Below are 23,211 nucleotides of genomic sequence, written 5' to 3'. Positions count from 1 at the left end.
AACTCCCTGCCCCTGGGAACCCACGACTTCACCTGCAGTCTGTGGTTCCGCTACGACGCCACGACCGGCGAACAGCCGCTGCTGTGGATGGGCGGCGAAGCAGTCCACACACCAGGCCCCGGAGGACCGTCACCGGCACCCGAAAAGCCCCGCGCAGCGGCACCGCCCGCCGCAGGCGCAACGGCGAACAACCCCCACGGCGGGAAGCCGAAAACGCCGGCAGCCAGCCAAGCGCAGCGGAGGGGCCGAGAACGCCAGAAGTCAAGCCTTCGGCTTCAGGCGAGCAGACACCCCCGCCCCCACCCCCGCAACCCCCGCCATCGCCGCGAACACCGCCGCGAAGGCCGCCGGATGGGCGGCCGAGCCGGCGGCGGTTGCCGCGGGGGCATGCGCAGCGATCGCGCCGCCGCCGAAGGCGACGAAGAGGACGCCGCTGATGCCGACGAAGGTGACATTGCCCAGCGCGTCCGACATCTGCAGGGACGCGGAGTTGCTGCCGGCCTCCTCAGGGCGGGACAGCTTGAGGAGGAGCACGCCGCCGCTGGAGATGTTCAGGCCCATGCCGAAGCCGCCGACCGTCCAGGCCGCCGCGACGATCCAGCCCGGGACCCCGTCGAGCAGGGCCAGCGGCACCATGGCGATCGCCGTCGCCAGGAGCAGCATGCCCAGGCCCATCAGGCGTTCCCGGTGCGGTTCGAGGCGCGGGCGGCTCTGGACGTACGAGCCGAGCGCCCAGGTCAGGCCGCCGCCGGTGAGGGAGAGACCGGCGAGCGTCGCGGACAGGCCGCGCTGGGTGACCAGCATCAGCGGGATGAAGCTCTCGGCGGCGACCAGCGCACCGGCCGCCAGGCCGCGCATCAGTACGACGGACGGCAGGCCGCGCGCCGCCCGGAACGTGCCGCGGGGCAGCAGCCGCACTATGGCCGGTGCCAGCAGGGCCAGCCCGGCGGCCGCGGGCACCAGCGCGGACCAGGAGGGGTGCTGGCCCGCGTACTGCAGCAGGCTCGCGCCCACCGCGACGGCCAGCGCGAGCCGGCAGCGCCGGTCGGTCAGGACGTGCCGCACACCGCCGCGCGGGCCCGGCGCCGTACGCGGCAGGGCGCGCAGGGCCGGCAGCATCACCGCGAGCGGCAGCAGTATCAGCACGGGGATGGCGAGGAAGACCCAGCGCCAGCCGAGCTGTTCGGTGACGGTCCCGGCGACCAGCGGGCCGACGATCACCGGCACGACCCAGGCCGCCGAGAACGACGCCATGATCGACGGGCGCAGCCGCTCGGGGTAGGCGCGGCCGACGACGACGTACAGCGACACCACCACGAGCCCGCCGCCGACGCCCTGCACTCCGCGGCCCGCGATGAACATGCCCATGCTCTGCGCGCCGCCGGCGATCAGCAGCCCGGTGCCGAACGCGGCGATCCCGGTGAACAGCGGGGCGAGCGGCCCGCGCCGGTCGCTCCACTCGCCCGAGAGCGCCATCGCGAACAGGCTCGCGGTGAAGAAGGCCGAGAAACCGAAGGCGTACAGGCCGATGCCGTCCAGGGCGCGGGCGGCGACCGGCATGGCGGTGTTCACGGCGCTGGCCTCGAAGGCGACGAGGGAGACGACGGAGATGATGCCCAGGGTCAGGGCCCGGTGGGCGCGGCCGAGGACGCCGTCGGCGGTGTCGTCGTCGGTTTCCTCGCCGGGCGGGGCGGTCAGGGCGGGGCGATCAGCGGTCATCCGGCCAGCGTAAGGGCCGTAGGCCGGGTGCGCCCCTGTCGGGAGACGGGGATCGGGTCGGTCGTCGGTCCTACGCCGCAGGGCGGCGGCCGCCGCAGGTACCCGACGCCGGCCGTCGGGCCGTATGAACGCTCCGTGGCGGCGCGCCGGAAGCCATGGACTCCTTCGCCCGGCCGTCCTAGCCTCGGCCGCCGTTGCCGACGGATGGATGAGGAACTCCCATGCGACACAGGCTCATTGGGCCCGGACGGAGCGGATTGGGGGCCCGTGCGGCCACGGCGCTCGCGGCCACCGCGCTCGTGCTGCCGGCCCTTCTGGCGCTCGCCCCGGCCGCGCGGGCGGCGCCGATACCGCCCGCCCCCGGGCACCGGCTGGTCCCCCCGTACGAGGGCGCCCCCGCCACCGCCACCCCGCTGCCCGCGGACCAGGCGCCACCGCAGCATCCGTACCTGGCGCCCAACGGGCGGGCCGGTATGCACGGGGACGGTGCCAGCAGCGACACCCACCCCTTCCCCGGGCCGCTCGGCGCGCACCCGGCCGTCAGCAGCGAGCGGATGGCGGCGCTCGGCGGCGAGTGCGCGACCGTCACCTTCGACTCCGGCGGCCGGATACTGACCGTCTGCGGCACCTTCCAGGGCTTCCGCCTCAAGCTCCTCGACCCGACGAGCCTGGGCACGCTCGCCGAGTACCGGCTGCCGCAGCGCCCCTCCACCGTCGAGGCCGTCACCCGCCTGGACTTCTCCAAGATCTTCAAGGACACCTCGGGCGGCGCCTACTTCTACCTCGACGACCAGGACCGCGTCGTCCTGGCCGACTCCCGCCAGCACGTGCTGCGGCTGTCACACCACCGGTCCGCCGACGGCGCCTGGCGCTTCACCGTCGAGCGCGACTGGGACCTGACCCCGTACGTCCCGCACGACTGCGTCGGCTGGACCAACCTCCGTCCGCGCGGGGAGTGCGATCCGGTGACCTCGGTCCAGCCCGACTGGGACGGCCGGATCTGGTGGGTGACCCGTAAGGGGCGGATCGGCACCATCGCCCCGCATACCGGAACCGTACGCACGGTCCGGCTGCCCGGCGAGGAGATCCAGAACAGCTTCTCGGCGGCCCGCGACGGTGTCTCCGTCGTCTCCGACCACGCCCTGTACAGCCTGCGCGCGGACGCCTCGGGCACTCCGCGGATCCAGTGGCGGCGGACCTACGACCGCGGTACCGGCAGCAAACCCGGCTCCGTCAGCCAGGGTTCCGGCACCACCCCGACCCTGCTCGGCGACGCCGCACACCCCTACGTCGCCCTCACCGACAACGCCGACGACCGGATGAACGTGCTGGTCCTGCGCCGCACCGGACCGGACGCCGGCCGCCTGGTCTGCAAGGTCCCGGTCTTCGGCGCCGGCGCCTCCACCACCGACAACTCCCTCATCGGCTACGGCAACAGCCTCGTCGTGGAGAACAACTACGGCTACGAGAACGTCACCTCGCTGCTCCTGGGCAGGTCGGTCGTCGGAGGGATCACCCGGATCGACATCCGGCCGGACGGCAGCGGCTGCGACACCGTATGGGAGAGCAAGGAACGCTCCCCCTCCACCGTCGCCAAGCTCTCCACCGCCAACGGCCTCCTCTACTACTACACAAAGGAACCCCACCCCCTGGGCATCGACGCCTGGTACCTGACCGCCGTCGACTTCCGCACCGGCCAGACCCGCTGGCGTCGGCTGACCGGCACCGGCCCGCTCTACGACAACAACTGGGCCCCGATCACCCTCGGCCCGGACGGCACCGCGTACATCGGCGTCTTCAACGGCCTGGTCGCCGTACGGGACACCCGCCCGCAACCCTGACCCCGGCGCTCCGTACCGGGTTACATGAACCTCGTGTTGCCCCGTATTGCGGCTTCATGGCAGCCCGCCCCGCTCCCTTGCCGGACCCCCCGCCCCGCGGCCTACAGTCGGAACAGCACCGCAACCCGGCCGTGTGCCCGAGTGGTTCAGGGGCTCGCCTGCAAAGCGAGTTACGTGGGTTCGAATCCCGCCACGGCCTCTGTATGCCTGACCAGGCAAAAGGAAAGGGCGGCATCCCCGGAGATCGAAGGGGTGCCGCCCTTTTGATCGTCCGCGGCACGGATATTTCGGCGTCACCGACGCTGGTCCTCCTCCGGCTCCGGCGACCAAGAGCCAGCCCTCGGCCCCGTCCACGACAGACAGTCGGCCCTGGAAGCCGTCCGAGAGCCATGACCGGAAACGGATGCCACATGAATCCCCGCGGATACCGTGTGGTTCCACGGCTTCGCCTCACCGGCCGGTGCGCAGCGGGGCCACGAAGCGGTAGATGTCGCCGGCCTCGCCCGAGTCCGTCGGGCGGCGGAGTTCCACCAGGGCCAGGGGGCGGTCCACCGGCTCCCCCGTGTCCGGGTCGAAGGCTATGTAGCCGCTGATGCCACGGACCCGGGACCTGCCGTTGGTCTGCTCCAGCATGTCCAGGACCATGCGGGCGGTGACCCGGCGGGTGCCGTAGACGCCGACGGCGTTCCGGGCGGCCTTGCCGATGGTGTACGTCGCGTCGTGGCCGAGCATCGCCTGGCCGCTGGCGAGGTCCGCGGCCGGGCCGCCGACCTGCTCGCCGAAGGCCCGCTCGAATGCGGCGAACGGACCGGTCCGGGCTCCGCCGCCATAGACCTTCTGGGATATCTCGGGATGGGTGAACGCCGTGTAATAGACGGTCAGCCGGCTGTACTTCCAGCGTTGGGCGAGCCGGGCGAGCTCGTCACGGTGCTCCTCGCCTCCGGTGCCGAAGTAGACGCCCAGCGCGCTGGAGCCGGAGAGCACCGTCGTGGGGCAGCGCCTGCCGCCCTCACCGGCCGCCTCGATGAACCGGCGCAGCTCGCGGCCGCGTCCGGCGAAGTACACCGCGTCCGGCGGCTGCGGATCGTCGCAGACCTTGTCGGCGACCAGGGACAGCGCGTTGCCCGTCGTCGCCTCCTGGCCCGCCCCCGAGCGGAAGGGGATCACCTCACCGTCCACCTCCAGCTTGGCGCGGCGTGCCGCCGCCTGGAAGTCCTCGTAGAGCGAGGTGTTGTAGGCGTCCTGCTCATTGCCGTCCCTGATCACCTGGACGCGGTAGCCGGGGCGTCCTCGCTGCTGCTCCTTGAGGTAGCCGGCGGCGGCCGCGGTCTGGTCCCGGTTGGGGAAGGAGACCCGGTAGAACCCTGCCGTGGGGGAGCTCAGCCCGTCCGCCGCGACCGTCGCGCCGACCATGGGCAGCCCGGCGGCGCGCAGCCGCTTCACGGCGGCGGCCGTCCGGTCGTTGCTCTGGCCGAAGCCCGCCACCGCGACGAGGTGCTCGCTGTCCCTCATCGCGATGAGCTGGTCGGCCACCTGTCGCCAACTTCGGTCACCACGGCCGGTGTTGGCCAGCAGCAGCCGGATCTTGGGCAGTGTCGAACGTTCCTCGTTCAGTGCGCGCTGGGCGAGGTAGGCGCCGCCGACTGCCTGCCGGGTGGCCTCCGGTCCCCGGTCGGCGGAACCGCCCGCCATGGCCTCCAGATAGGCGATGGCGACGGACGGCTCACCGGACTTGGCGACCTTGTCGTTCTCGGCACGGATCTTGCCGCTCAGACCGTGCAGGTTCTCGAAGGTGTACGCACCGTCCGTCACGCCCACGCACTCGCCGCCGGCCGCCTTGTGCACACCCTCACCGCACCGTCCTGCCGTGCCGGCGATCCGCATCGTGAGCCCCGCCAGGACCGCGGCCGCCACCAGTGCCGAGACGATCCACAGCCCCCAGCGGCGCGGCGGTCTGGGCGGTTCGAAGACACGCGTGTTCACAGCCACGGCTCCTTTCCGTACTGCTTGGCCTTCCGCAGCAGCGCGGAGGTCCACGGCACACTGTCGGCGTGCACCGCGAGGGTGTGGAAGCGGGCCTGTATCTCGCCGTACAGCTCGGCGCCGGGATCGCCGAGGGGATCGCGGTAGGGGTCGCCGACCCGGTCGGTACGCGGGTCGTCGGGCGGCTCGGGGCCGATCCACACCGCGGCGAGCAGCCGGGTGATGGTGCGCAGACGCTGCTCGACGGCACCGTCGTTGAGGTGTTCCACCAGCCGCTCGTAGCGCTCCCACAGCGGCCGGTCGAGGGCGCCGCCCGCCCCGGCGAGCGGGGCGCGGCGCAGTCTGCACAGCTCGGCGCACCACCCCTCGGGGGCGAACCGGTCGAAGGCCTCGTCCAGATACGCGGCGGCCGCCGCCAGATCTCCGCCCGCCAGGGCGTGATAGGCCGCGTTGCCCTCCTCGCCGGCCGCGGCCGCCCGCTCCCGCAGGGCGTCGTGCACGGGCCGCCATCCCCGGACGGTGCCGGGCGGCCCGTCCTCGGCGATCGCCGCGAGCCTCCGCAGCAGCAGGAAACGCAGCAGCGGGTGAGGGGTCTCCGTACGGCCGTCGGCCTCCTCGTCCTCGCTGTCGAGATGCATGGTGCGCAGTACGTCCGCGCAGAAGTCGTTGAACTCCTCCTGGACCCGGGCGCTGGACTCGTCCCACAGCACCCGGCCGGCCTGCGTCTGGGCGAGGTCGGCCGCGGCCGCGGCGTGGGCCAGCGCCTGCGTCAGCTCCTCGCTCGCGCCTATCGGCAACAGCCGCTCCAGCAGGGCGTCGACGAGGTCCGAAGAGGGCTGCAGGGCCTGCCGCAGCCGCTCCTCCCACGCGGTCTCCGCCGGATACTCCAGGAGGGCCGCCAACAGGAGCGCGGTGCCCGCCGGATGCCCGCGGGTGAGCTCGTGCACCACCCAGCCCAGCCACTGCACGCCGTTGTCGGCGGCGGGCACCGGCGCCCGGCGGCCGGCCGACCGCAGCACCTCCTCGGCCTGCTGCTCGACCTCATGGCGGGCCAGATCCCGCAGCCGGCCCACCACCAGCCCCTTGACCACCCGCTCCGGAACGAACCCCTCCTCCTCCGCGGGCCAGCGCCCGGGCAGCGCACCGGGCCGCCGCGGCCCGCCGAAAGCGAAGCTCTCCAGCGCCTCCGGATAGCTGCCCGCCGTGGCCAGGACCAGCAGCGGGTCGGGCACCCCGCTCTTCCTCCGCGCGTCCAGGAGCGCCTTGAGAAAGTCGTTTCCCAGCGGGCTGTCGACGTTGTCCAGCAGCACCAGACACTGCGTCGTACGCCGCTTGTCGCCGCCCCGCGAGCCGTACGCCCGCCGCAGGTCGTCCAGGAAGGCGTCGAACAGCACCGCCTCGGCACGCTGCCGCTCGGCCTCCTCACGGTCGCCGTAGCGCTGGTTCAGGTCGATCAGGAAGCCGTCGACGGAGCCGGCGCCACGGCTGCGCCGCCGGATGCGCGCCAGCTGCCAGCGGACGCGCAGCCGCGCCCAGTGGCGCCGCCACTCGGGCAGCAGGGGGAGCGCCGCGGTCACCGCCGTCGGCGCACCCAGGACCGTGGCGGCATAGGTGGCCAGCTGGTTGATCACCTCCGTCCGGCTGCTGGGCGGCCCGACCAGCGCCTCTTCCATCTGCCGGACGGCGGCGTCCCGGTCGGCCGCGTCCACTCTGGCCGCGACGGCGATCGCCAGCAGTCCGAAGGCGGGGAACCACAGCCGCGCGAAGTCCTTCTTCTCCTCGTTGAGTTGAAAGACCAGCGCGGCGAGCACGTCGATCGGCTTACGCCCCTCCTGCCCCAGCGCCGCCAGATCGAGACGGGCCACCGGGGCCCGCCTGCCCCAGTCCGCCAGATGCCGCAGCACCGTCGTCTTACCGCTGCCGCGCGGCCCCAGCAGCAGCGTGGCCGGCAGCTCCGGCCGGCTGCCCGGCCTGCGCACCAACAGCTCCTGGACGTACCGCTCCACGGCCCGGTCCCGTCCGGATTCCCCCGCCCATTCCTGCGGCATCCCGCTCCCCTCAGCCTCGCGCTCCCCGTCACCCCCGCGCCCCCCACGGCCGGCCGGCTCACTCCGGGCGCCCCAGCATCCCCCAATTCCCGTCCACCGCAAGCACTTTGAGGCCCCTTGAAGCTCGTTGACCCCTCCGGTCATTTCCATCCCCCTCATCCGACGCCATCCCCACGCGCCGAAAATCACTGTAAGTGACGGTACTGACAATCGTGATGACGCAGCGTGAGGCTGTGGACGCTCGTGAGTCTCCGGGCGCCCGCGGATTCCCCGGCGCCGATGAATCTCCGGGGGTGGGCCGGTCGCGGGTAAGGGGCCCCTCGTGGGTGGGCGGCGCATCGCACGCGTACGCCCGCGCTCATACACCCGCCCACCCCCCGAAGGGGGGGTGGGCGGCGGGGAAAAAACAAGGGGGTGGGTGGGCGGCGGGGAAGAGGGGCGGAGCCGCGAAGCCTCGGAGCCGCACAGCCGGACAGCCGCAGAACCACAGAAACAGCCGGAACCGCAGAAACGGCAGCAGCAGGAACCGCAGAAGCAGCCGCAACCGCAGAAGCGTCAGCAGCCGCAACCGCAACCGCCGCTGCCTCCTCCCCCCCAGTCCCTACCCCCCCTTCAGGCCCCGGTTGCGGAAGGTGATCATCCGGTCGGGCTCGATGCGGGCCCACGGCAGTGCGCTCATCCAGCCGTCCCACGCCTCGGGCCCGTACACCCCGATCAGGAACGACGCCAGCGCCTGATCCTCTGCCGGGGACACCTCCCGGGCCCTGCCGTGAACCGTGATCTGCAGCCGCTCGCCGTCGATGACCGAGGCGGAGACGGCGGGGCGGGCGCGGAGATGCCGGAACCGCAGCGAATCGGCTCCCGACCCGAAGTGGAGGCGCCCCCGGTAGAACAGGCCGTCGACCGGGCCCACCCGGGGTTCGCCCCGGGCCGTCGTGGTGGCCAGCGCCATCACGCGCATGGCGCCCATCTCGGCGGCCACCCCCGCGGCGTCAAGTCGGCGCTCCTCGGTGACGATGGAGCGCAGGTGCGGGCCCGCCGCGGCGTACGAGTCGTCGAGCAGGCGCTGTAACCAGGCAAGATCTTCCGGGCTCTCATGCATGGCACCAGGCTGCCAGAGGGCGGGTCCGCGGTCCCTACTGCCGCACCACCTGGGCCACCGCCGCCTGGGGGCGGATCGGGAGGCGGCCGATCGGGCGGCCGGTGGCGGCGCGGACGGCGGAGGCGACGGCGGCGGGCGAGGTGACGACCGGCACCGCGCTGGCGGGCTTGGCGCCGAAGGGGGCCACGACGTCGCGGTCCTCGATGAGCTTGACGATGCGGATGTCGGGGGCGTCCAGCGCCGTCGGCAGGGCGTAGCCGGTCAGGTCGGGGTGGCGGACCAGACCGCGGGTGGTGCGCAGGTTCTCCATCAGGGCGGCGCCCAGCCCCTGGGTGACGCCGGCCTCGATACGGGCCCGCAGCTGCCGCGGGTTGAGCACCCGGCCGACGTCCTGTGCGACGGACATCTCCACGACCCGGACGGTGCCCAGTTCGATGTCGACGTCGGCGACGCAGCGGATGGCGCAGAAGGCCAGGCCGACGAACGCGTCGCCCTGGCCCTCGTCGTCCAGCGGCTCGGTGGGGTGCGGGCGGCACTGGGCGGTGGCCCAGAGTTCCTTGCCGTCCAGGGCCTCCGCGACGGTGGTGCTGAGCACGCCGTCGTACGAAGTGATCTTGCCGTCGTTGATCTGGAGGAGTTCGGTGGACATGCCGAACTTGTGGGCCAGGGGCTGGAGAAGCTGTGTGCGGACCATCTTGGCGGCACGCTCGACGGCGCCGCCGGAGACCCAGGTGTGCCGGCCGTGGCAGGCCGGGCCGGCCGGCGGCTGGTCGGTGTCGACGCCGGCGACGTGCACGTCCTCGACCCCGAGGGTCTCCTGCACGATCTGCCGCGCCAGTGTGGAGAAGCCCGAACCGGTCTCGACGGCCGCGCAGATGACGGTGGCGACGGAGCCGCTGACCTTGACGGTGGCGGTGGAGACCTCGTCGGTGCCCTCCGCGCCCAGCATGTGCACCATGCCCAGCGCATACCCGACGCCGCGGCGCACCGCGCCCGGCTCGCCCGCGCCCTCGGGGCCGCCCGGCAGCAGCCACTCCGCTTCGGGGGCGTCCTTGGGCAGCTCGGGAAGCGGCGCTTCCTTCACGGCATGCAGGAGTTCGGCGACGGGGGCGGGGCAGGTGACCGTCTGCCCGGTGGGGAGCAGATCGCCGGTGGCCATGACGTTGCGCAGCCGGATCTCGTCGGGCTCCAGGCCCAGACGGGCGGCCAGCTTGTCCATCTGGCCCTCGTAGGCGGCGCAGACCTGCATCGCGCCCTCGCCGCGTACATGGCCCGACGGCGGGTTGTTGGTGCGCACCGCCCAGCCGTCCACGACGGCGTGCGGGACGACGTACGGGCCGCAGGAGAAGGACACCGCGGCGGCCAGCGCGTCGGCCGAGGTGTCGGCGTAGGCCCCGGCGTCCATCAGGATCTGCGCCTCCACCTTGACCAGCTTGCCGTCGGCGTCCGCGTGATGGCGGTAGCGCAGCAGCGTGGGGTGGCGGTGCGCGTGCGCGAGGAAGGACTCCTCGCGGGTGGCGGCGAGCTTGACGGGGCAGCCCGTACGCAGCGCCAGCAGGCCGAGCGGCAGCTGGATGCCGGGGTCCTCGCGGTCGGCGGTGGCGCCGGGCACGCCGGTCACCACGACCTTGACCTGATCCGGTTCCAGGCCGAAGGAGGCGGCGGCCAGATCGCGGTCGGTGTGCGGGTCCGTGGAGGCGGTGTAGATCTCCACGCCGCCGTCGGGGCGCGGCACCGCGAGTCCGGCCTCGGCCCCGATGGGCGCCGGGTCCTGGCGGCCGATCCGGTAGAGCCCCTCGACCATCACCTCGCCCACGGCGTCGGCGTCGCCGAAGCGGAGCGGGATGTGCCGGATCAGGTTGCCATCGGGGTGCAGCGGCTCGGCCTCGAAGGCGAGCTGGGGATCGGTGACGGCCTCCTGGACCTCGTACTCCACGGCAATGGCGGCGGCGGCCAGCCGGGCCGTGTCGGGGTGGTCGGCGGCCACCGCGGCGATCGGCTCGCCGTGGTGGCGGACCTCGTCCTTGGCGAAGACCGGGCGGTCGGCGGTGCCCCGGCCGTGCCCCGCGTCGCCGGGGACGTCCTCGTGTGTGACGACGGCGCGCACGCCCGGCATCTCCACGGCGGGCTTGGTGTCGATGGACAGGATCCGGGCGCGCGGGTGCGGGGAGCGCAGCACCGCCGCCCACAGCAGGCCCTCGGCCCACAGGTCGGCGGCGTACGGGAAGGTGCCCTCGGTCTTCGCCGCGGCGTCGGCGGGCGGCAGGGAGACGCCCAGGCCGTGCAGCGGCGATTCGACGGGCATCTGGACACCCGCCGCGGGGGTCGCGGTGACGGCACCTGCGCCCTCGGACGTGCCGGTCATGCCGGGCCTCCCGTTTGCGGATCCTGGTGGTGCGGGGCGTGGCCCGTGGGGTCGGCGGGGCCCGCCTGGTGGGGAATGCGGGCGGTCTCCTGCGGCGCAGCCTCGGCCGGGTGGTCGTCCGGCGCGGCGTCCGCCGGGGCGTAGGCGGCCTCCGCGCGCGCCTTGACGACCTCCTCGACGGCTTCCAGCACACCCCGGTAGCCGGAGCAGCGGCACAGGTTGCCGCACAGCGCCTTGCGGGTCTCCAGCTCGCTGGGGGCGTGGTTGCCCTCCAGGAGGTCGTGCACGGTCATCGCCATGCCCGGTACACAGAAGCCGCACTGCACCGCACCGGACTCGGCGAGCGCGCGCTGCACATCGGAGGGCACGCCGTTCTGCGCGAGCCCCTCGACGGTACGGACCTCACTGCCGGCCGCGGTGGCCGCGGGCACCAGGCAGGACGCGACGAGCCGCCCGTCCACCTGGACGGAACAGGCCCCGCACTCGCCCTGTGAGCAGCCGTCCTTGGCGCCGGCCAGGCCGAGGCGCTCGCGCAGCACGTAGAGCAGCGACTCGCCGATCCAGGCGTCGGTGACCGGCCGGTCGATGCCGTTGACGCGCAGGACGTAGGAGGCGGCGGGGTGTTCGTCGTGGGCGTCGGCGGGCTCGGCGGCGCCGGGGTCCGCGGCGGCCGCGGGCGGGCCCGTGTCACCGACGGGGCCCGCGGGGTCTTCGGCGCCGGCCGGGGCCCCGGCCTCCGCGGGGGCGGTGCTGCCCGCGGGGTCCGCGCCCCCGTCGGTACCGTCGGCGGCATCCGCCGCAACGGCGCGGTCGGCGGCGTCCACCGGGCCCGTGAGCTCGATCAGTTCGGTCAGTTCGGTACGGTCCGCGGGCTCCGCGGGCGCGCCGGAGGAAGCGTGCTCGATGTTTTCGACGGGCTCGACGGGCTCGTCGGACGCGCCGGAGGTAGCGGAGGCGGCGGACAGAGCGGGGTCTACAGATCCGGACGAAGCAGGCGAATCGGACCCCGCAGATCCGGCAGATCCGGTCGTGTCGTCGCCCGGCGCGAACTCGCCGGACTCCTGCGGCTGTTCCCCGTCGGCCGCCGGGACCGTCCACCCGCCCGCGCCCGCGGGGGCGGGCACGTCCGCCGGCCCGTCGGGCCGCTCCGCCGCCTCGGGGCGCGGTGCCGCCTCGGAGGCCGGCGGCCACTGGGCCAGCGCCTCGGCCGGCAGCGACCAGTGCCCGGTGGCGGCCGGGGCGTGTGCGCCGTCCGCGCCCGGCCCGTACGGGTCGGCGCCGTCGCCCGGCACACCGGCGCCGCCGGCCGACTCGTCCTCCGGCAGGGCGCCCTGGTGGCCGGCGAGGCCGCCGGCGCCCGCGTACGGGTCGCCCGCGGAGCCGCCGAACGGATCCGGTGCCGCACCGCCCCGCGGGGCCTCTGGCGCGCCTGTGGGGTGCGTCTGGGCGCCGCTGGTGGCGCTCAGCCCGGTGGTGAAGTTCCAGTGCCCCGTCTGGGAGGTCTCGGCGGGGTCGGCGGGGTCGGCCGCGGCGTCGTACGCGTCGGCGCCCGGGTAGCCGCCGGGGTAGCCGGCGTCGCCACCGGGGCCGTTGAGTCCCTGGTGGCCCTGCTGACCCTGGTGGCCCTGGTGGCCCGCCTGGCCGGGATGCCCGGGATGCCCGGGGTGTCCCTGATAGCCCGGGTGGCCGCCCGTGATTCCCGTATGGGCCGTCAGGCCGTCGTCGCCGACGAGGTACTCGCCGGACTCCTCCAGGCCGTCGTCGGCCGCCGCCGGGACGGACCAGCTTCCAGTGCCGCCCGCCTCCGGGCCGCCCGCCACCGGCCAGTCGACGGGACCGCCGCCCCACGGCTGGGCCGTCTCGGGCGCGCCGCCCTGGTAGGCCGCGGGCGCGCCCTGGTGGGCCGCGGCGTCCGGCTGGGCGCCGTATCCGGCGGCCGGGTCGGCGTACCCGGCCGAGGGGTCCGCGAACGGCATCGTCCACTGCCCGGTGGCCGCCGGATCGGTGCCCGTCGCCGGGACCTGCGGCGCGGCGGCGTGCGGGGTGAAGGAGGCCGGCGGGGTGTAGCCGTGGCCGGGCGCGGCGAGCGGGTCGGCGCCCGGGGTGTAGCCGGGCGTGCGGCGGCCGTAGATCCCGGTGGTGAAGCCCTCCGGGAGCTGGACGAAGGCGGTGGCCTCCGACTCGTACTCGCCGCCCTGCGGCAGCGGCTGCCAGCCCTGATCGGGGTGCGGCTGCTGCGGATTGCGGTTGTCAGCATCGCTCATGCCGAGACCTCGCTTCGCTCGGCCCCGCATTCGCGAGGCGCGCACCTCCCGATGATGCGCTCGCTGTACTCGCTCATGAGAGCGCCCTCCCAAGTGCGCGGCGGGCCAGGGCTGCCACCGTACGGCGCAGGTGCAGTGCGGCCGGCGGCAGGGTCGCCGGTTCCGAGCCGTCCTCCGGCGGCGCCGGGTCCGGGATGCAGGCGGCGGCGACATAGTCGCCGAAGGCCGTCAGCGCCTCGGGTACCAGGCCGCGTTCGCCGTCCCAGTCGATGATCGAGGCCACCCACTGCTCGGCCTCCAGGGGGCGCAGCGGCATGGCGGCGACCGCGCCGACCGCGCAGCGCACACCGCGCCTGGCGGGGTCCAGGACCAGCGCGACGGAGGCGGTGGAGCGGCCGGGGCCGGTGCGTCCGGTGGCCTTGAGGAAGGTCTGCGGGGCGTGCAGCAGCGGCACCCGCACGAAGCCGACGAGTTCGCCGGGGTGCAGCATCTCCCGGCCGGCCAGCAGGTGGCTGACCGGGATCTCGCGGCGGCCGCCCCCGGGGCCGGCGATGATCACCGTGGCCTCCAGGGCGGCGAGCACCGGGAGGGTGTCGCCCGTGGGGGCGGAGGTCACGATGTTGCCGCCCAGGGTGCCGGCGTTGCGGACCTGCGGCGGGCCGGCCGCGCGGGCGGCGGCGGCCAGGCCAGGGATCAGGGCGGCGAAGTCGGGGCGCCCCATACGGGCGAGGGTCAGGCCTGCGCCGAGCAGCGCATGGCCGTCCAGGTACTGCCAGCCGCGGATCTCGCTGATCCGGCCGAGGCCCACCAGGGCCGCGGGTCTGAGGAGTCCGGCGTTGACCGCCGCCATGAGATCCGTGCCGCCCGCGACGGGCACGGCGGCGGGCATGGCGGTGAGCGCCGCCACCGCCTCGTCGAGCGAGGCCGGCAACGTCACCGTGTGCGACGCGTGCGGTGCGTGCGTGGTCAAGCCAGCTGCCCCTTCCCCGGGTGTCCCGGCAGTTCCGCTCCGCCGTACGGTACGTGCTCACAGCCCGGACGTGGCAACTCTGGCACATCTTCCCGGACCCTCGGCGCGAGGGTCCGCGAAGCGACGTTCCGCCCGCGGACAGGAAGTTGGTCCGGTTTTGTCCGCCACCGCAGGTGAGGGGCGTGCGCCGCCGGTACGGCGGTGGACGCCGCCGCGGGGACGGCGGCGCGGGGGATCCGCCGTACCCGCGCACCACCGTCCCAGGGTCCGGCCGCACGGGCGCCCTGCGTGCACGGGGGCTCACACGTTTGGGGGCGCCCCGTCGATCGGGCGTCCGAGGACGCCGGGGCGTTTCTGCCAGGGGCTCGGGCCGCCGGGCGGGCGGTAGTCGACGCCGAGGGCGTCGAGGCGGGCGTAGTGGACGCCCATCCGCCGGGTGAAGTCCTGGTAGTCGCGGCCTGCCGGGGCCGGCAGCCGCGACCAGGCGACCTCGGCGAAGGCGGCCAGCCGCGGGAAGACCTGGTAGTCCAGGCGCGCCTGGGTGTCCATGACCTCGGTCCAGGCGTTCGCCTGGGTGCCGAGGACGTGCGCGGCCTGGTCGTCCGTCAGCTCGGGGGGCACCGGCTCGAAGCGGTAGACGTCCTCCAGGGTGCGTACGTAGCCGATCGGCACCGGCTCGTCCGGGGAGGGGTGCTGACGGTGGTCCAGATACACCTGCTGTTCGGGGCACATGACGACGTCGTGGCCGGCCTTGGCGGCGGCGACACCGCCCGCGTAGCCGCGCCAGGAGGAGACCGCCGCGCCCTCGGCCAGGCCGCCTTCGAGGATCTCGTCCCAGCCGATCAGCCGGCGGCCGCGGTCGGCGAGCCAGCGGTCGAAGTGCCGGATGAACCAGCTCTGCAGCTCGTCCTCGTCGGCGAGGGAGAGCTCGGCGATCCTGGCCTGGGCGGCGGCGGAGGCCCGCCACTGGTCCTTGGGGCACTCGTCGCCGCCCAGGTGCACGTAGAGCGAGGGGAAGAGGCCGAGGACCTCCTCCAGGACGTGCTCGTAGAACCGCAGGGTGTTGTCAGTGGGCGCGAGTACGTTGGGGTTGACGCCCCAGGTGTCCCAGACCTTCAGGGAGGTGGTGTCGATGACGTCGGTGTTGCCGAGTTCGGGGTACGCGGCGATGGCGGCCTGTGAGTGTCCGGGGATGTCGATCTCGGGGACGACGGTGATATGCCGCTGGGCGGCGTAGGCGACGATCTCGCGGAGGTCGTCGTGGGTGTAGTAACCGCCGTGCGGGCGCTCGTCCCAGAGGGGGGAGGCGCGGTGTCCGAGCTTGGTGCGCTCGCGCCAGGCGCCGGTCGCGGTCAGCTCCGGGTAGCGCTGGATCTCGATGCGCCAGCCCTGGTCGTCGGTGAGGTGGAGGTGCAGCACGTTGAGCTTGTGGGCGGCCAGCAGGTCGAGATAGCGCAGCACGCCGTCCTTGGGCAGGAAGTGCCGTGCGACGTCGAGCAGCATGCCGCGCCAGGCGAAGCGGGGGGCGTCCTCGATGGTCTGCTGCCGCAGGACGGCGGGCGCGCCGGGTGCGAGCGGGGCCCGGCGGAAGGCCTGCGGGCCCAGGAGCTGACGGAGCGTCTGCGCTCCCCAGAAGACGCCGGCCGGGCCGCCGCCGGTGATCCGTACGCCCCAGCGGGGGTCGGCCTCCAGGCGGTAGCCCTCGGCCGGGAGGTCCGCGTCGAGGGCGAGGGTGAGGGTGTCGGTCGCCTCGGCGGAGCCGGGCGGCAGCGGGAGGCCGAAGGCCGCGCCGAGGGTGGCGCGCAGCCAGCGCGCGGTGTCCTCGGTGCCGGGCGCGGCGGCCAGCGCGGTGTCCTCGCCGAGGCGGACGGCGCTGCGGTGGGGGCCGTCGATGCTCAGCGGGGCCGGGATCAGGCCGCCGCCCGGCCCGTTGGGGGTGTCAGTGTCCGGCATACCGTCAGTCCTTCACCGCGCCGCCCAGGCCCGAGACCAGCCGGCGCTGTACGAGTACGAAGAAGACCAGTACGGGGATGGTCATCACGGTCGATGCTGCCATGATCCCGCCCCAGTCGTTCTCGTCCGGCTTGAAGAAGACGAGCAGCGCCATGGGGAGGGTGGAGTTCTCGGTGGCGCTGACGATGAAGGACTTGGCGAACAGGAAGTCGTTCCAGGTCGAGATGAACGAGAAGACGCTGGTGGCGAGGAGACCGGGCAGGACGAGCGGGAAGAGGATCTGCCACAGGAAGCGGGTGCGGCTCGCGCCGTCCAGGTACGCGGCCTCCTCCAGGGTCTCGGGCACGGCCCGTACGAAGCCGCGCAGCATCCAGACGGCGAACGGGAGGGAGAAGGCGAGATGCGGCAGGATCAGTGAGCCGAGGGTGTTCAGCCCGATGCCCGGTACGGCGCCGCCGGCGTCGCGCAGCAGGAAGAAGAGCGGGACGGCGAGCGCTTCGACGGGCACCATCTGCGCGGCCAGGAAGAGCACCAGCAGGGTCGTACGGAACCGGAAGCGGAAGCGGGTGACGGCGGTCGCGGCGAGAAAGGCGATGAGTGCGGAGGCGAGGACCACCACACCGGCGACGAAGAGGCTGTTGAGGAAGTAGCGGCCGAAGTCCTGCTGCTGGAAGACCCTTCGGAAGGCGTCCAGGGACGGCTGGAGGGTCCAGGGGCGCGGCGCGGTGGACCGTACCTCCCCGGCGGGTTTGAAGGCGGACAGCACCATCCAGTAGAGCGGGAAGGCGACCACGGCGGCGGTCAGCAGCGCGGCGGCCTCGGCGGCGAGCCGCCAGGGGCGGCGGACGCGTACCCGTACGGGGCTCACAGCTCCTCCCCCTGCCGTCGCAGCAGCCGCAGATACGCCAGCGTCACGGCCAGCAGGATCAGCAGCATCACGACGCCGATCGCCGAGCCGAGGCCGTACTGCGAGGACGCGAAGGCCTTTTGGTAGGCGTAGACGTTGAGCACGAGGTTCTGGCCGGCGATCCCGCCGCCGTCGGTCATCACATAGATCTGGGTGAAGATCTTGAAGTCCCAGATCACCGACTGGATGGCGACCACGGCCAGGAGGGGCCGCAGCATCGGCGCGAGCACGCTGCGCCAGATCCGCCAGTGCGAGGCACCGTCCAGGGCGGCGGCCTCCAGCACCTCTCCCGGGACGGCCCTGATACCTGCGTAGACGGTGACCATCACGAACGGGAAGGAGCACCACACCACTTCGAGGAGGACCAGCGCGAAGGCGCTGTAGCGGTCGTAGGTCCAGGAGTGGCCCTCGAAGCCGGACAGGCCCAGCCACGTCAGCGCCTTGTCGACCGGCCCGAAGTCCGGGTCGAAGAGGAAGACCCAGACGGTGGAGCCGGTGACGGCGGGGGTGGCCCAGGCGCCGAGCGCGGCGAGCATCAGGGCCAGCCGGGGCAGGGCCCGGATCCGGGTGAGCAGCACGGCGAGCGCGCACCCCACGGCCAGGGTGGCGACGATGCAGGCCGCGGCGAACAGCACGGTCGCCGCCAGCACCTGCCAGAACTGTCCGTCGCCCAGCAGCTCGGCGTAGTTGCCCAGGCCCCGGAAGCTGGTCGGCTCGCCGCCGCTGACCTGTGCCTGGGTGAATTCGAGGGTGGAGATCAGGCCGAGTTGCCACAGGGGGTAGACCAGCAGTCCGCCGAGGACGACGAGGGCGGGGGCGAGGTACAGCCAGGGCGTCCAGCCGCCCCCGCGCGGGCCGCCGGTGCGCGCCGCGCTCACCTGCGGAAGGCCTCGTCCATCTTGCGCGCGGCGTCGTCCGCGGCGGCGTCCACGTCCTTACGGCCGCTGACGATCTCCTGGAACATGGTCGGCAGCACCAGCGAGGCGTCGACGGCGCCCCAGCCGGGGTCGGCCGGGACGGACCTGGCGCCGGCCTCCAGCGTCCTGACGAACGGGGCGAGCCGGGGCTTGCGCCGGGCGGCCTCGGCGCGCACATCGCGGTACGTCGGCAGGAAACCCATCGCGTCGAAGAGCCGGCGCTGGGTCCGTTTTCCGGCCAGTTCCTTCATCAGGGCGACGGCGAGGGTGCGGTGGCCGCTGCTCCTGAGGACGCCGATGGTGTTGCCGCCCGCGAAGGCCGGCGCGATCTGCCCCTTGCGGATGCCGGGCAGCGGCACCACCGCGTACCTCCCCTTGACCTTGCCGTTCTCGACGGCCTGGTGGTTGAAGTCGCCGCCGATGGCCATGGCGGCCCGACCGGCGGCGAAGGCGGTGACGGTGTCGTTGCCGCCCATCCGCGCGCAGGCGGCGGCGGGGCAGTTGGCGTCGCCGAAGAGGCCGGTGTAGGCGGCGATGCCCGCTTTGGCGCGGGGGCTGTTGACGGCGGCGGTGTAGCGGCCGCCCTTCTCGGTGGCCAGTTCGCCGCCGGCCGCCCACAGGAACGGCAGCGCCCCGTAGGTGTACGCACCGCCGACCGCGAGGCCGTAGAGGCCGGGGCGCCGCTGGTGGATCGTCTTCGCGGCGGCGGTCAGTTCGGCCTGGGTGGCGGGGACGGGTATGCCGAGGTCCTTGAGGACGTCGGTGCGGTAGTAGAGCGCGCGGACGCCGGCGAACAGCGGCGCGCCGTAGACCCTGCCGTCCACGGTCACCGACGCCCGGGCCGCGGCGTCGGTGTCCCCGGCCTCCGGCCAGGCCGCGAACTCCTCGCTGACGTCGGCGAGTCCGCCGTCGTGGACATAGCCGGCGGTGTCGGTGTTGCCGTACTCGATCACATCGGGTGCGCCGGCCGGGTCGTTGAAGGCGGCCTTGATGCGCTGGGCGCGGGTGTCGACGGGGATGTAGTCGACGGTGATGCGGACGCCCTTGTGGGCGGCCTCGAAGCGGGACAGCGCCTGCCGGACGACCTTCTCCTTCGGCGCGTTGTCGACCTCCCGGAAGAGCCACACCCGCAGGGTGCCGGTCTTCGCGTCCCCCTTGGCGCGGTTGTCGGTGGCGGCCGGGGCGCAGGCGGTGGCCGTCAGGGCGGCCAGCACAACTGCCGTGGTGGCGGCGGCGGTTCGGGCAGAGAGCGGCATGGAGACCCTCCGAATATTGTTGCAACATACGCAACGCGCGTTTCGTGCTGCACAATCCTCAGGAGGTTAAGGGCGGTTGTGCGCCCCGGCAAGGGGTCGTGGCCGCGGGCGCCCGCCGTCATACGGCACCCACCGCCGTACGCGCCCACCGCCGTACGGGCCACCGCCCGCCGGGAAGCCCGGGAACGACGACGGGCCCGGGTCCACGAGGGACCCGGGCCCGTCACCACGGCGGGGCACCGCTACCGCATGACCGGCGGCGGGGTCATACGGGCACTGCTGCTCTTCGGGCGCGACGGCCGTCGGCCGCCGCTCGCGGCCGCTACTTCTTGCCGCCGTCCTTGCCGCCCTTGTCCTTGTCGCCACCGGCGCCCATGGACTCGAAGATCTCCTTGCACATGGGGCAGACCGGGTACTTCTTCGGGTCGCGACCCGGGACCCAGACCTTGCCGCACAGCGCCACGACGGGGGTACCGTCGAGCGCGCTCGCCATGATCTTGTCCTTCTGGACGTAGTGGGCGAAGCGCTCGTGGTCGCCGTCGCCGTGCGACACCTGCGGTGTCGGCTCTACGAGGGTCCCCGTACCTGCCCCGCGCTCGGGCTCAAGAGTGCTCATAACTGCCAAGGGTACTCACGCCCGCCGCAACCCGGGAGCGTCGGCCCGCCGCCAGGTGGAGCACGAGACCCGCCGCCGCCACCGCGGCGGCCGCCCACGGCAGCGCCTCCGCGGCGAGCCCGGCCGCGAGCGCCAGCCCGCCGAGCGCCGAGCCGACCGCGCTGCCCAGATAGAGCGCCGAGTTGTTCAGCGCGAGGGCGACCGTGCCGCGCTCCCCGGCCACCTCCAGCAGCCGGTGCTGCTGGGGCACCTGCGCCGCCCAGCCCGCCGCACCCCACGCCACCAGCGCCGCCACCGCGCCGGGCAGCGCCGCACCGGCCAGCGAAGGCAGCGCCGCCTGCGCCACGACGATGACCACCAGCACCCCGCCGACCAGCACCCGGGTCGCTCCCGTACGGTCCACCAGCGGCCCGGCCAGCACGCTGCCCAGTACCCCGCCGGCGCCCCAGGCCCACAGGTACGGGGCCACCTCGCCGACGCCGCCGGCCGCTGCCAGCACCGGCGCGAGGTAGGTGTACAGCCCGAGGCTGGCCACCGCGGCCAGGAACGAGACCGCCACGACCGGCGCCACCGCGCGGTCCGCGACGGCCCCCAGCCGGGCGCGCAGCGGCACCGCGGGCTGCGCCGGTACCTGCGGCAGCAGCGCCGCCAGACCGGCGAGCGCGAGTGCGCCGAGGCCGGTGAGCAGCCACATCGTGGCCCGCCAGCCGGTGTGCTCGGCCAGCAGCACCCCGATCGGCACGCCCAGTACGGTGCCCGCGCTCATCCCGCCCATCAGCAGGGCCAGGGCCCGTCCGCGCCGCGCGTCCGGCACCAGCGCGGCGGCCGCGGCGGTGGACAGCGCCGAGTAGACCCCGGCGCCGGCGCCGGCGACCGCCCGGGCGGCCAGCAGCGTCCCCAGCGAGGGGGCGAGGGCGGTGGCGCCGTTGCCGAGCGTGAAGACCGCCAGCGCCACCAGGATCAGCGCGCGGGGCCGTACGCCGGAGAGCAGCCCGGCGACCAGCGGCGCGCACAGCGCGTACGCCAGGGTGAAGACCGTCACCAGCTGGCCCGCCAGCGACACCCGGGTCCCGATGTCCGCCGCGAGGACCGGCAGCAACCCGGCCATCACATACGCGTCCAGGCCGAGGGCGAACGCCCCCAGCGTCAGCAGCCAGACCTTGCGCACCGCGCTCATCTCCTGTGATCGTCCGGAGCGCTGGGTGGCCCGCGCGCCCCGGGGGTGTACCGACAGGGGAAACGTAGGGAGTCTCCGGATGTCCGGGAAATGCCCGGCACGGTGCACTTATGCTGGGGCGGCATGAATGACGACAGCGCGCTCCACGACGCCGGGGACGGCCTGGACCCCGCCCTCGCCCCCGTCTTCGCGCACGCCTTCGACGGCGTCGAGCTACGGCATCTGCGCGGCTTCCTCGCCGTCGCGGAGGAGCGCAGCTTCACCCACGCCGCCGACCGGCTGCGGATCGGGCAGCCCGCGCTGACCCGGACCGTCCGGGCGCTGGAGACCGCGCTCGGCGCCCGGCTGCTGGACCGTACGACCCGCCGGGTCGACCTCACCGACGCCGGCCGCCGGCTCTACGCCGACCTCGCCCCGCTGCTGCCCCGGCTGGCCGCCGCGCTCCGCTCGCCCGCCGGGCCCGCGACCCTGCGGCTGGGCTTCACCTCGCTGCTGCCCGCCGCCTGCGCCCCGCTCACCGCGGCCTTCAAGGCGGCGACCGGGGCCCTCGTCCAGCTGGTGCGCCGGGACCTGCCGCTCGCCGGGCTGGAGACCGGGGAGTCGGACGTCGTGGTGCTCCGCGGCGAGGTGCCCCACGACGCCGGGCTGCGCACCACCGTCCTGCTCCACGAGCCGCGGGTCGCCGCCCTGCCCCGTACGCCGCTCGCCGCGGGCAGCCGGAGCGGCGGCCGGGCACAGGACCGTCCGCCGGGCCGCCTCGGAGGCGAGGGCCTCACCGACGCGCAGGCGGCCGCCGTCCGGGCCGTGGCCCGCCGCCGGGTGCTGGACTGGGCCGAGCTGGCCGATCTGCCGCTGGTGGTCAACACCGTCACCGGCAGCACCCGGCCCGACCTCTGGCCCGCCGGCCGACGCCCCCGGCTCGCCTGCACCGCGGGGAACGTCGACGAGTGGCTGGAGGCGGTGGCCGCCGGGCACGGCGTGGGCGTGGCACCGGAGCCGCTGGCCGACCGCCACACGCACCCCGGCATCCGCTACGTACGCCTGAAGAACGCGCCCGCCGTGCCCGTCCACCTGGCGCTGCCCGTCCGCGACGCCCATCCGCTCGCCGAGCGGTTCTTCGCCCTGGCAAACCGGGAGGCGGACGGTTGGTGACGACGCCGGGCTTCCCCGCCGGGGCGCGACGACGCCGGGCTTCCCTCCGGGCCGCGACAACGCCGGGCTGGCCCGCCGGGCCGTGACAGCCCCGGGCCCCCCTCCGGCCGCGCCCCGCGGGCCCACCGCCTTCGCGGGCCCGCCGCCTCCGCGGGCCCCCGCTACGACGCCCCCGCTACGACGCGACCGCGACCCCGTCCCGCTCCCCGTCCCGCTCCCCGGCCGTCAGGCCCAGTTCCGCGGCGAAGGCCAGCGCGGCCTCCGGCCGGACCTCGTACCAGGAGTCCTTGTCGCAGACCGCGTCCAGCAGCGCGGCTATGTCCCCCGCGCCGACCGTGCGGGCCTCGGCCGCGGCCAGAAAGGCCTGTACCGCGGGCGCGGCGTCGCGCTCGGTCTCCGTGAGCGCCACGAGGTCCTCGACGATCTCCCCCACCGCGGCGTCCCCGGGCGCGACCCAGCTCATGGCCGTCTCCAGGCCGTCGTCCGGCAGCCGCTCGGGATACGGCGCGCGGGCCCAGGCGCCGCCCTGCCACCAGTAGACGAACCCGAGGAGATTGCCCTCGGCGTCCTCGCGCAGCCGCTCCCAGGGCAGCCACTCGGGGCCGCCGGCCAGGAAGTCGATCTGCCGGCCCGCGCTGTGCGTATGGCTGCCGTCCGCGTCCTGGCCGCACAGCAGCGCCCGGCCCCCGGGCCACAGCTTCAGCCGCCACCAGTAGCTGCCGCCGGCGTTCCAGCACTGCAGTCCCTGCCCGCCCCAGGAGAACTCGTCCCCGTCGTCCATGGCGGCGGCCACCACCGCCAGCGTCGCGGCCCGCGCCCAGAGCCGCTCCGGACGGTCCAGGTCCCCGGGCACACTCGGCCTGTGCATGGCGCTCTCCCCCGCTGTCCGGCGCGGCCCCGCCGACGCGGCCGCGCACCGTCCCCTGTCACCTCGCACCCTA

16 protein-coding genes and 1 tRNA gene are annotated in these 23,211 nt (G+C 74.3%); 3 read left to right on the top strand and 14 right to left on the bottom strand.

Translation table 11 applies throughout. The features are described from left to right. Positions 1–261 precede the first annotated feature (261 nt). The gene (locus ACWD6P_RS20615; protein ID WP_451445565.1) at positions 262–1,719 is read right to left on the bottom strand and encodes an MFS transporter; all 1,458 of its coding nucleotides are present in this window, start codon (positions 1,717–1,719) and stop codon (positions 262–264) included. Between the two features lie 221 nt (positions 1,720–1,940). On the opposite strand from ACWD6P_RS20615, the gene ACWD6P_RS20610 reads away from it, so the two are divergent. Beyond that, positions 1,941–3,560, top strand: coding sequence for a hypothetical protein (locus ACWD6P_RS20610; RefSeq protein WP_451445564.1), 1,620 nt, complete (start codon positions 1,941–1,943; stop codon positions 3,558–3,560). A gap of 127 nt (positions 3,561–3,687) precedes the next feature. Continuing rightward, positions 3,688–3,759, top strand: a tRNA-Cys gene (locus ACWD6P_RS20605). 251 nt (positions 3,760–4,010) lie between these two features. Here the strand turns inward: ACWD6P_RS20605 and ACWD6P_RS20600 are convergent. From ACWD6P_RS20600 to ACWD6P_RS20545, 12 genes are all read right to left on the bottom strand, one after another. After that, on the bottom strand, positions 4,011–5,543 hold the full coding sequence (locus ACWD6P_RS20600; protein ID WP_451445563.1) for an ABC transporter substrate-binding protein: 1,533 nt from the start codon (positions 5,541–5,543) through the stop codon (positions 4,011–4,013). Further along, complete coding sequence (locus ACWD6P_RS20595; RefSeq protein WP_451445562.1) at positions 5,540–7,591, bottom strand: ATP-binding protein; 2,052 nt, start codon at positions 7,589–7,591, stop codon at positions 5,540–5,542. The genes ACWD6P_RS20600 and ACWD6P_RS20595 overlap by 4 nt, the downstream gene beginning before the upstream one ends. Before the next feature lie 601 nt (positions 7,592–8,192). Beyond that, on the bottom strand, positions 8,193–8,693 hold the full coding sequence (locus tag ACWD6P_RS20590) for a pyridoxamine 5'-phosphate oxidase family protein (RefSeq protein WP_451445561.1): 501 nt from the start codon (positions 8,691–8,693) through the stop codon (positions 8,193–8,195). Between the two features lie 34 nt (positions 8,694–8,727). Continuing rightward, a complete protein-coding gene (locus ACWD6P_RS20585) occupies positions 8,728–11,058 on the bottom strand; it encodes a xanthine dehydrogenase family protein molybdopterin-binding subunit (protein WP_451445560.1) in 2,331 nt (776 codons plus the stop codon). Beyond that, the gene (locus ACWD6P_RS20580) at positions 11,055–13,322 is read right to left on the bottom strand and encodes a 2Fe-2S iron-sulfur cluster-binding protein (RefSeq protein ID WP_451445559.1); all 2,268 of its coding nucleotides are present in this window, start codon (positions 13,320–13,322) and stop codon (positions 11,055–11,057) included. The genes ACWD6P_RS20585 and ACWD6P_RS20580 overlap by 4 nt, the downstream gene beginning before the upstream one ends. A gap of 73 nt (positions 13,323–13,395) precedes the next feature. Beyond that, positions 13,396–14,292 carry an FAD binding domain-containing protein gene (locus ACWD6P_RS20575; RefSeq protein WP_451445558.1) on the bottom strand — a complete coding sequence of 299 codons (897 nt, stop codon included), beginning with the start codon at positions 14,290–14,292 and terminating at the stop codon, positions 13,396–13,398. Positions 14,293–14,592: 300 nt separating this feature from the next. Next, positions 14,593–16,245, bottom strand: a complete 1,653-nt coding sequence (locus ACWD6P_RS20570) for a beta-N-acetylhexosaminidase (protein WP_451445557.1) — start codon at positions 16,243–16,245, stop codon at positions 14,593–14,595. A 4-nt stretch (positions 16,246–16,249) separates the two neighbouring features. Next, positions 16,250–17,113, bottom strand: a complete 864-nt coding sequence (locus ACWD6P_RS20565) for a carbohydrate ABC transporter permease (protein ID WP_451445556.1) — start codon at positions 17,111–17,113, stop codon at positions 16,250–16,252. Beyond that, a complete protein-coding gene (locus ACWD6P_RS20560) occupies positions 17,110–18,030 on the bottom strand; it encodes a carbohydrate ABC transporter permease (protein ID WP_451445555.1) in 921 nt (306 codons plus the stop codon). The genes ACWD6P_RS20565 and ACWD6P_RS20560 overlap by 4 nt, the downstream gene beginning before the upstream one ends. After that, the gene (locus ACWD6P_RS20555) at positions 18,027–19,325 is read right to left on the bottom strand and encodes an extracellular solute-binding protein (RefSeq protein ID WP_451445554.1); all 1,299 of its coding nucleotides are present in this window, start codon (positions 19,323–19,325) and stop codon (positions 18,027–18,029) included. Before ACWD6P_RS20555 ends, ACWD6P_RS20560 begins: the two co-directional genes overlap by 4 nt. A 322-nt stretch (positions 19,326–19,647) precedes the next feature. Continuing rightward, positions 19,648–19,941, bottom strand: a complete 294-nt coding sequence (locus ACWD6P_RS20550) for a DUF3039 domain-containing protein (RefSeq protein WP_026169910.1) — start codon at positions 19,939–19,941, stop codon at positions 19,648–19,650. Then, positions 19,928–21,118, bottom strand: a complete 1,191-nt coding sequence (locus ACWD6P_RS20545) for an MFS transporter (protein WP_451445553.1) — start codon at positions 21,116–21,118, stop codon at positions 19,928–19,930. Before ACWD6P_RS20545 ends, ACWD6P_RS20550 begins: the two co-directional genes overlap by 14 nt. A 123-nt stretch (positions 21,119–21,241) precedes the next feature. On the opposite strand from ACWD6P_RS20545, the gene ACWD6P_RS20540 reads away from it, so the two are divergent. Beyond that, positions 21,242–22,270 carry a LysR family transcriptional regulator gene (locus ACWD6P_RS20540; protein ID WP_451445552.1) on the top strand — a complete coding sequence of 343 codons (1,029 nt, stop codon included), beginning with the start codon at positions 21,242–21,244 and terminating at the stop codon, positions 22,268–22,270. 175 nt (positions 22,271–22,445) lie between these two features. Here ACWD6P_RS20540 and ACWD6P_RS20535 read toward each other — a convergent pair whose 3' ends face one another. Then, positions 22,446–23,138 (bottom strand): hypothetical protein, encoded by a 693-nt coding sequence (locus ACWD6P_RS20535; RefSeq protein WP_451445551.1) that lies wholly within the window; start codon positions 23,136–23,138, stop codon positions 22,446–22,448. Positions 23,139–23,211 lie beyond the last annotated feature (73 nt).

Source organism: Streptomyces sp. NPDC002446 (genome assembly GCF_053595675.1).
Note: the sequence above shows the minus strand (reverse complement) of the source record. Positions and strands in the feature narration are given on the sequence as shown.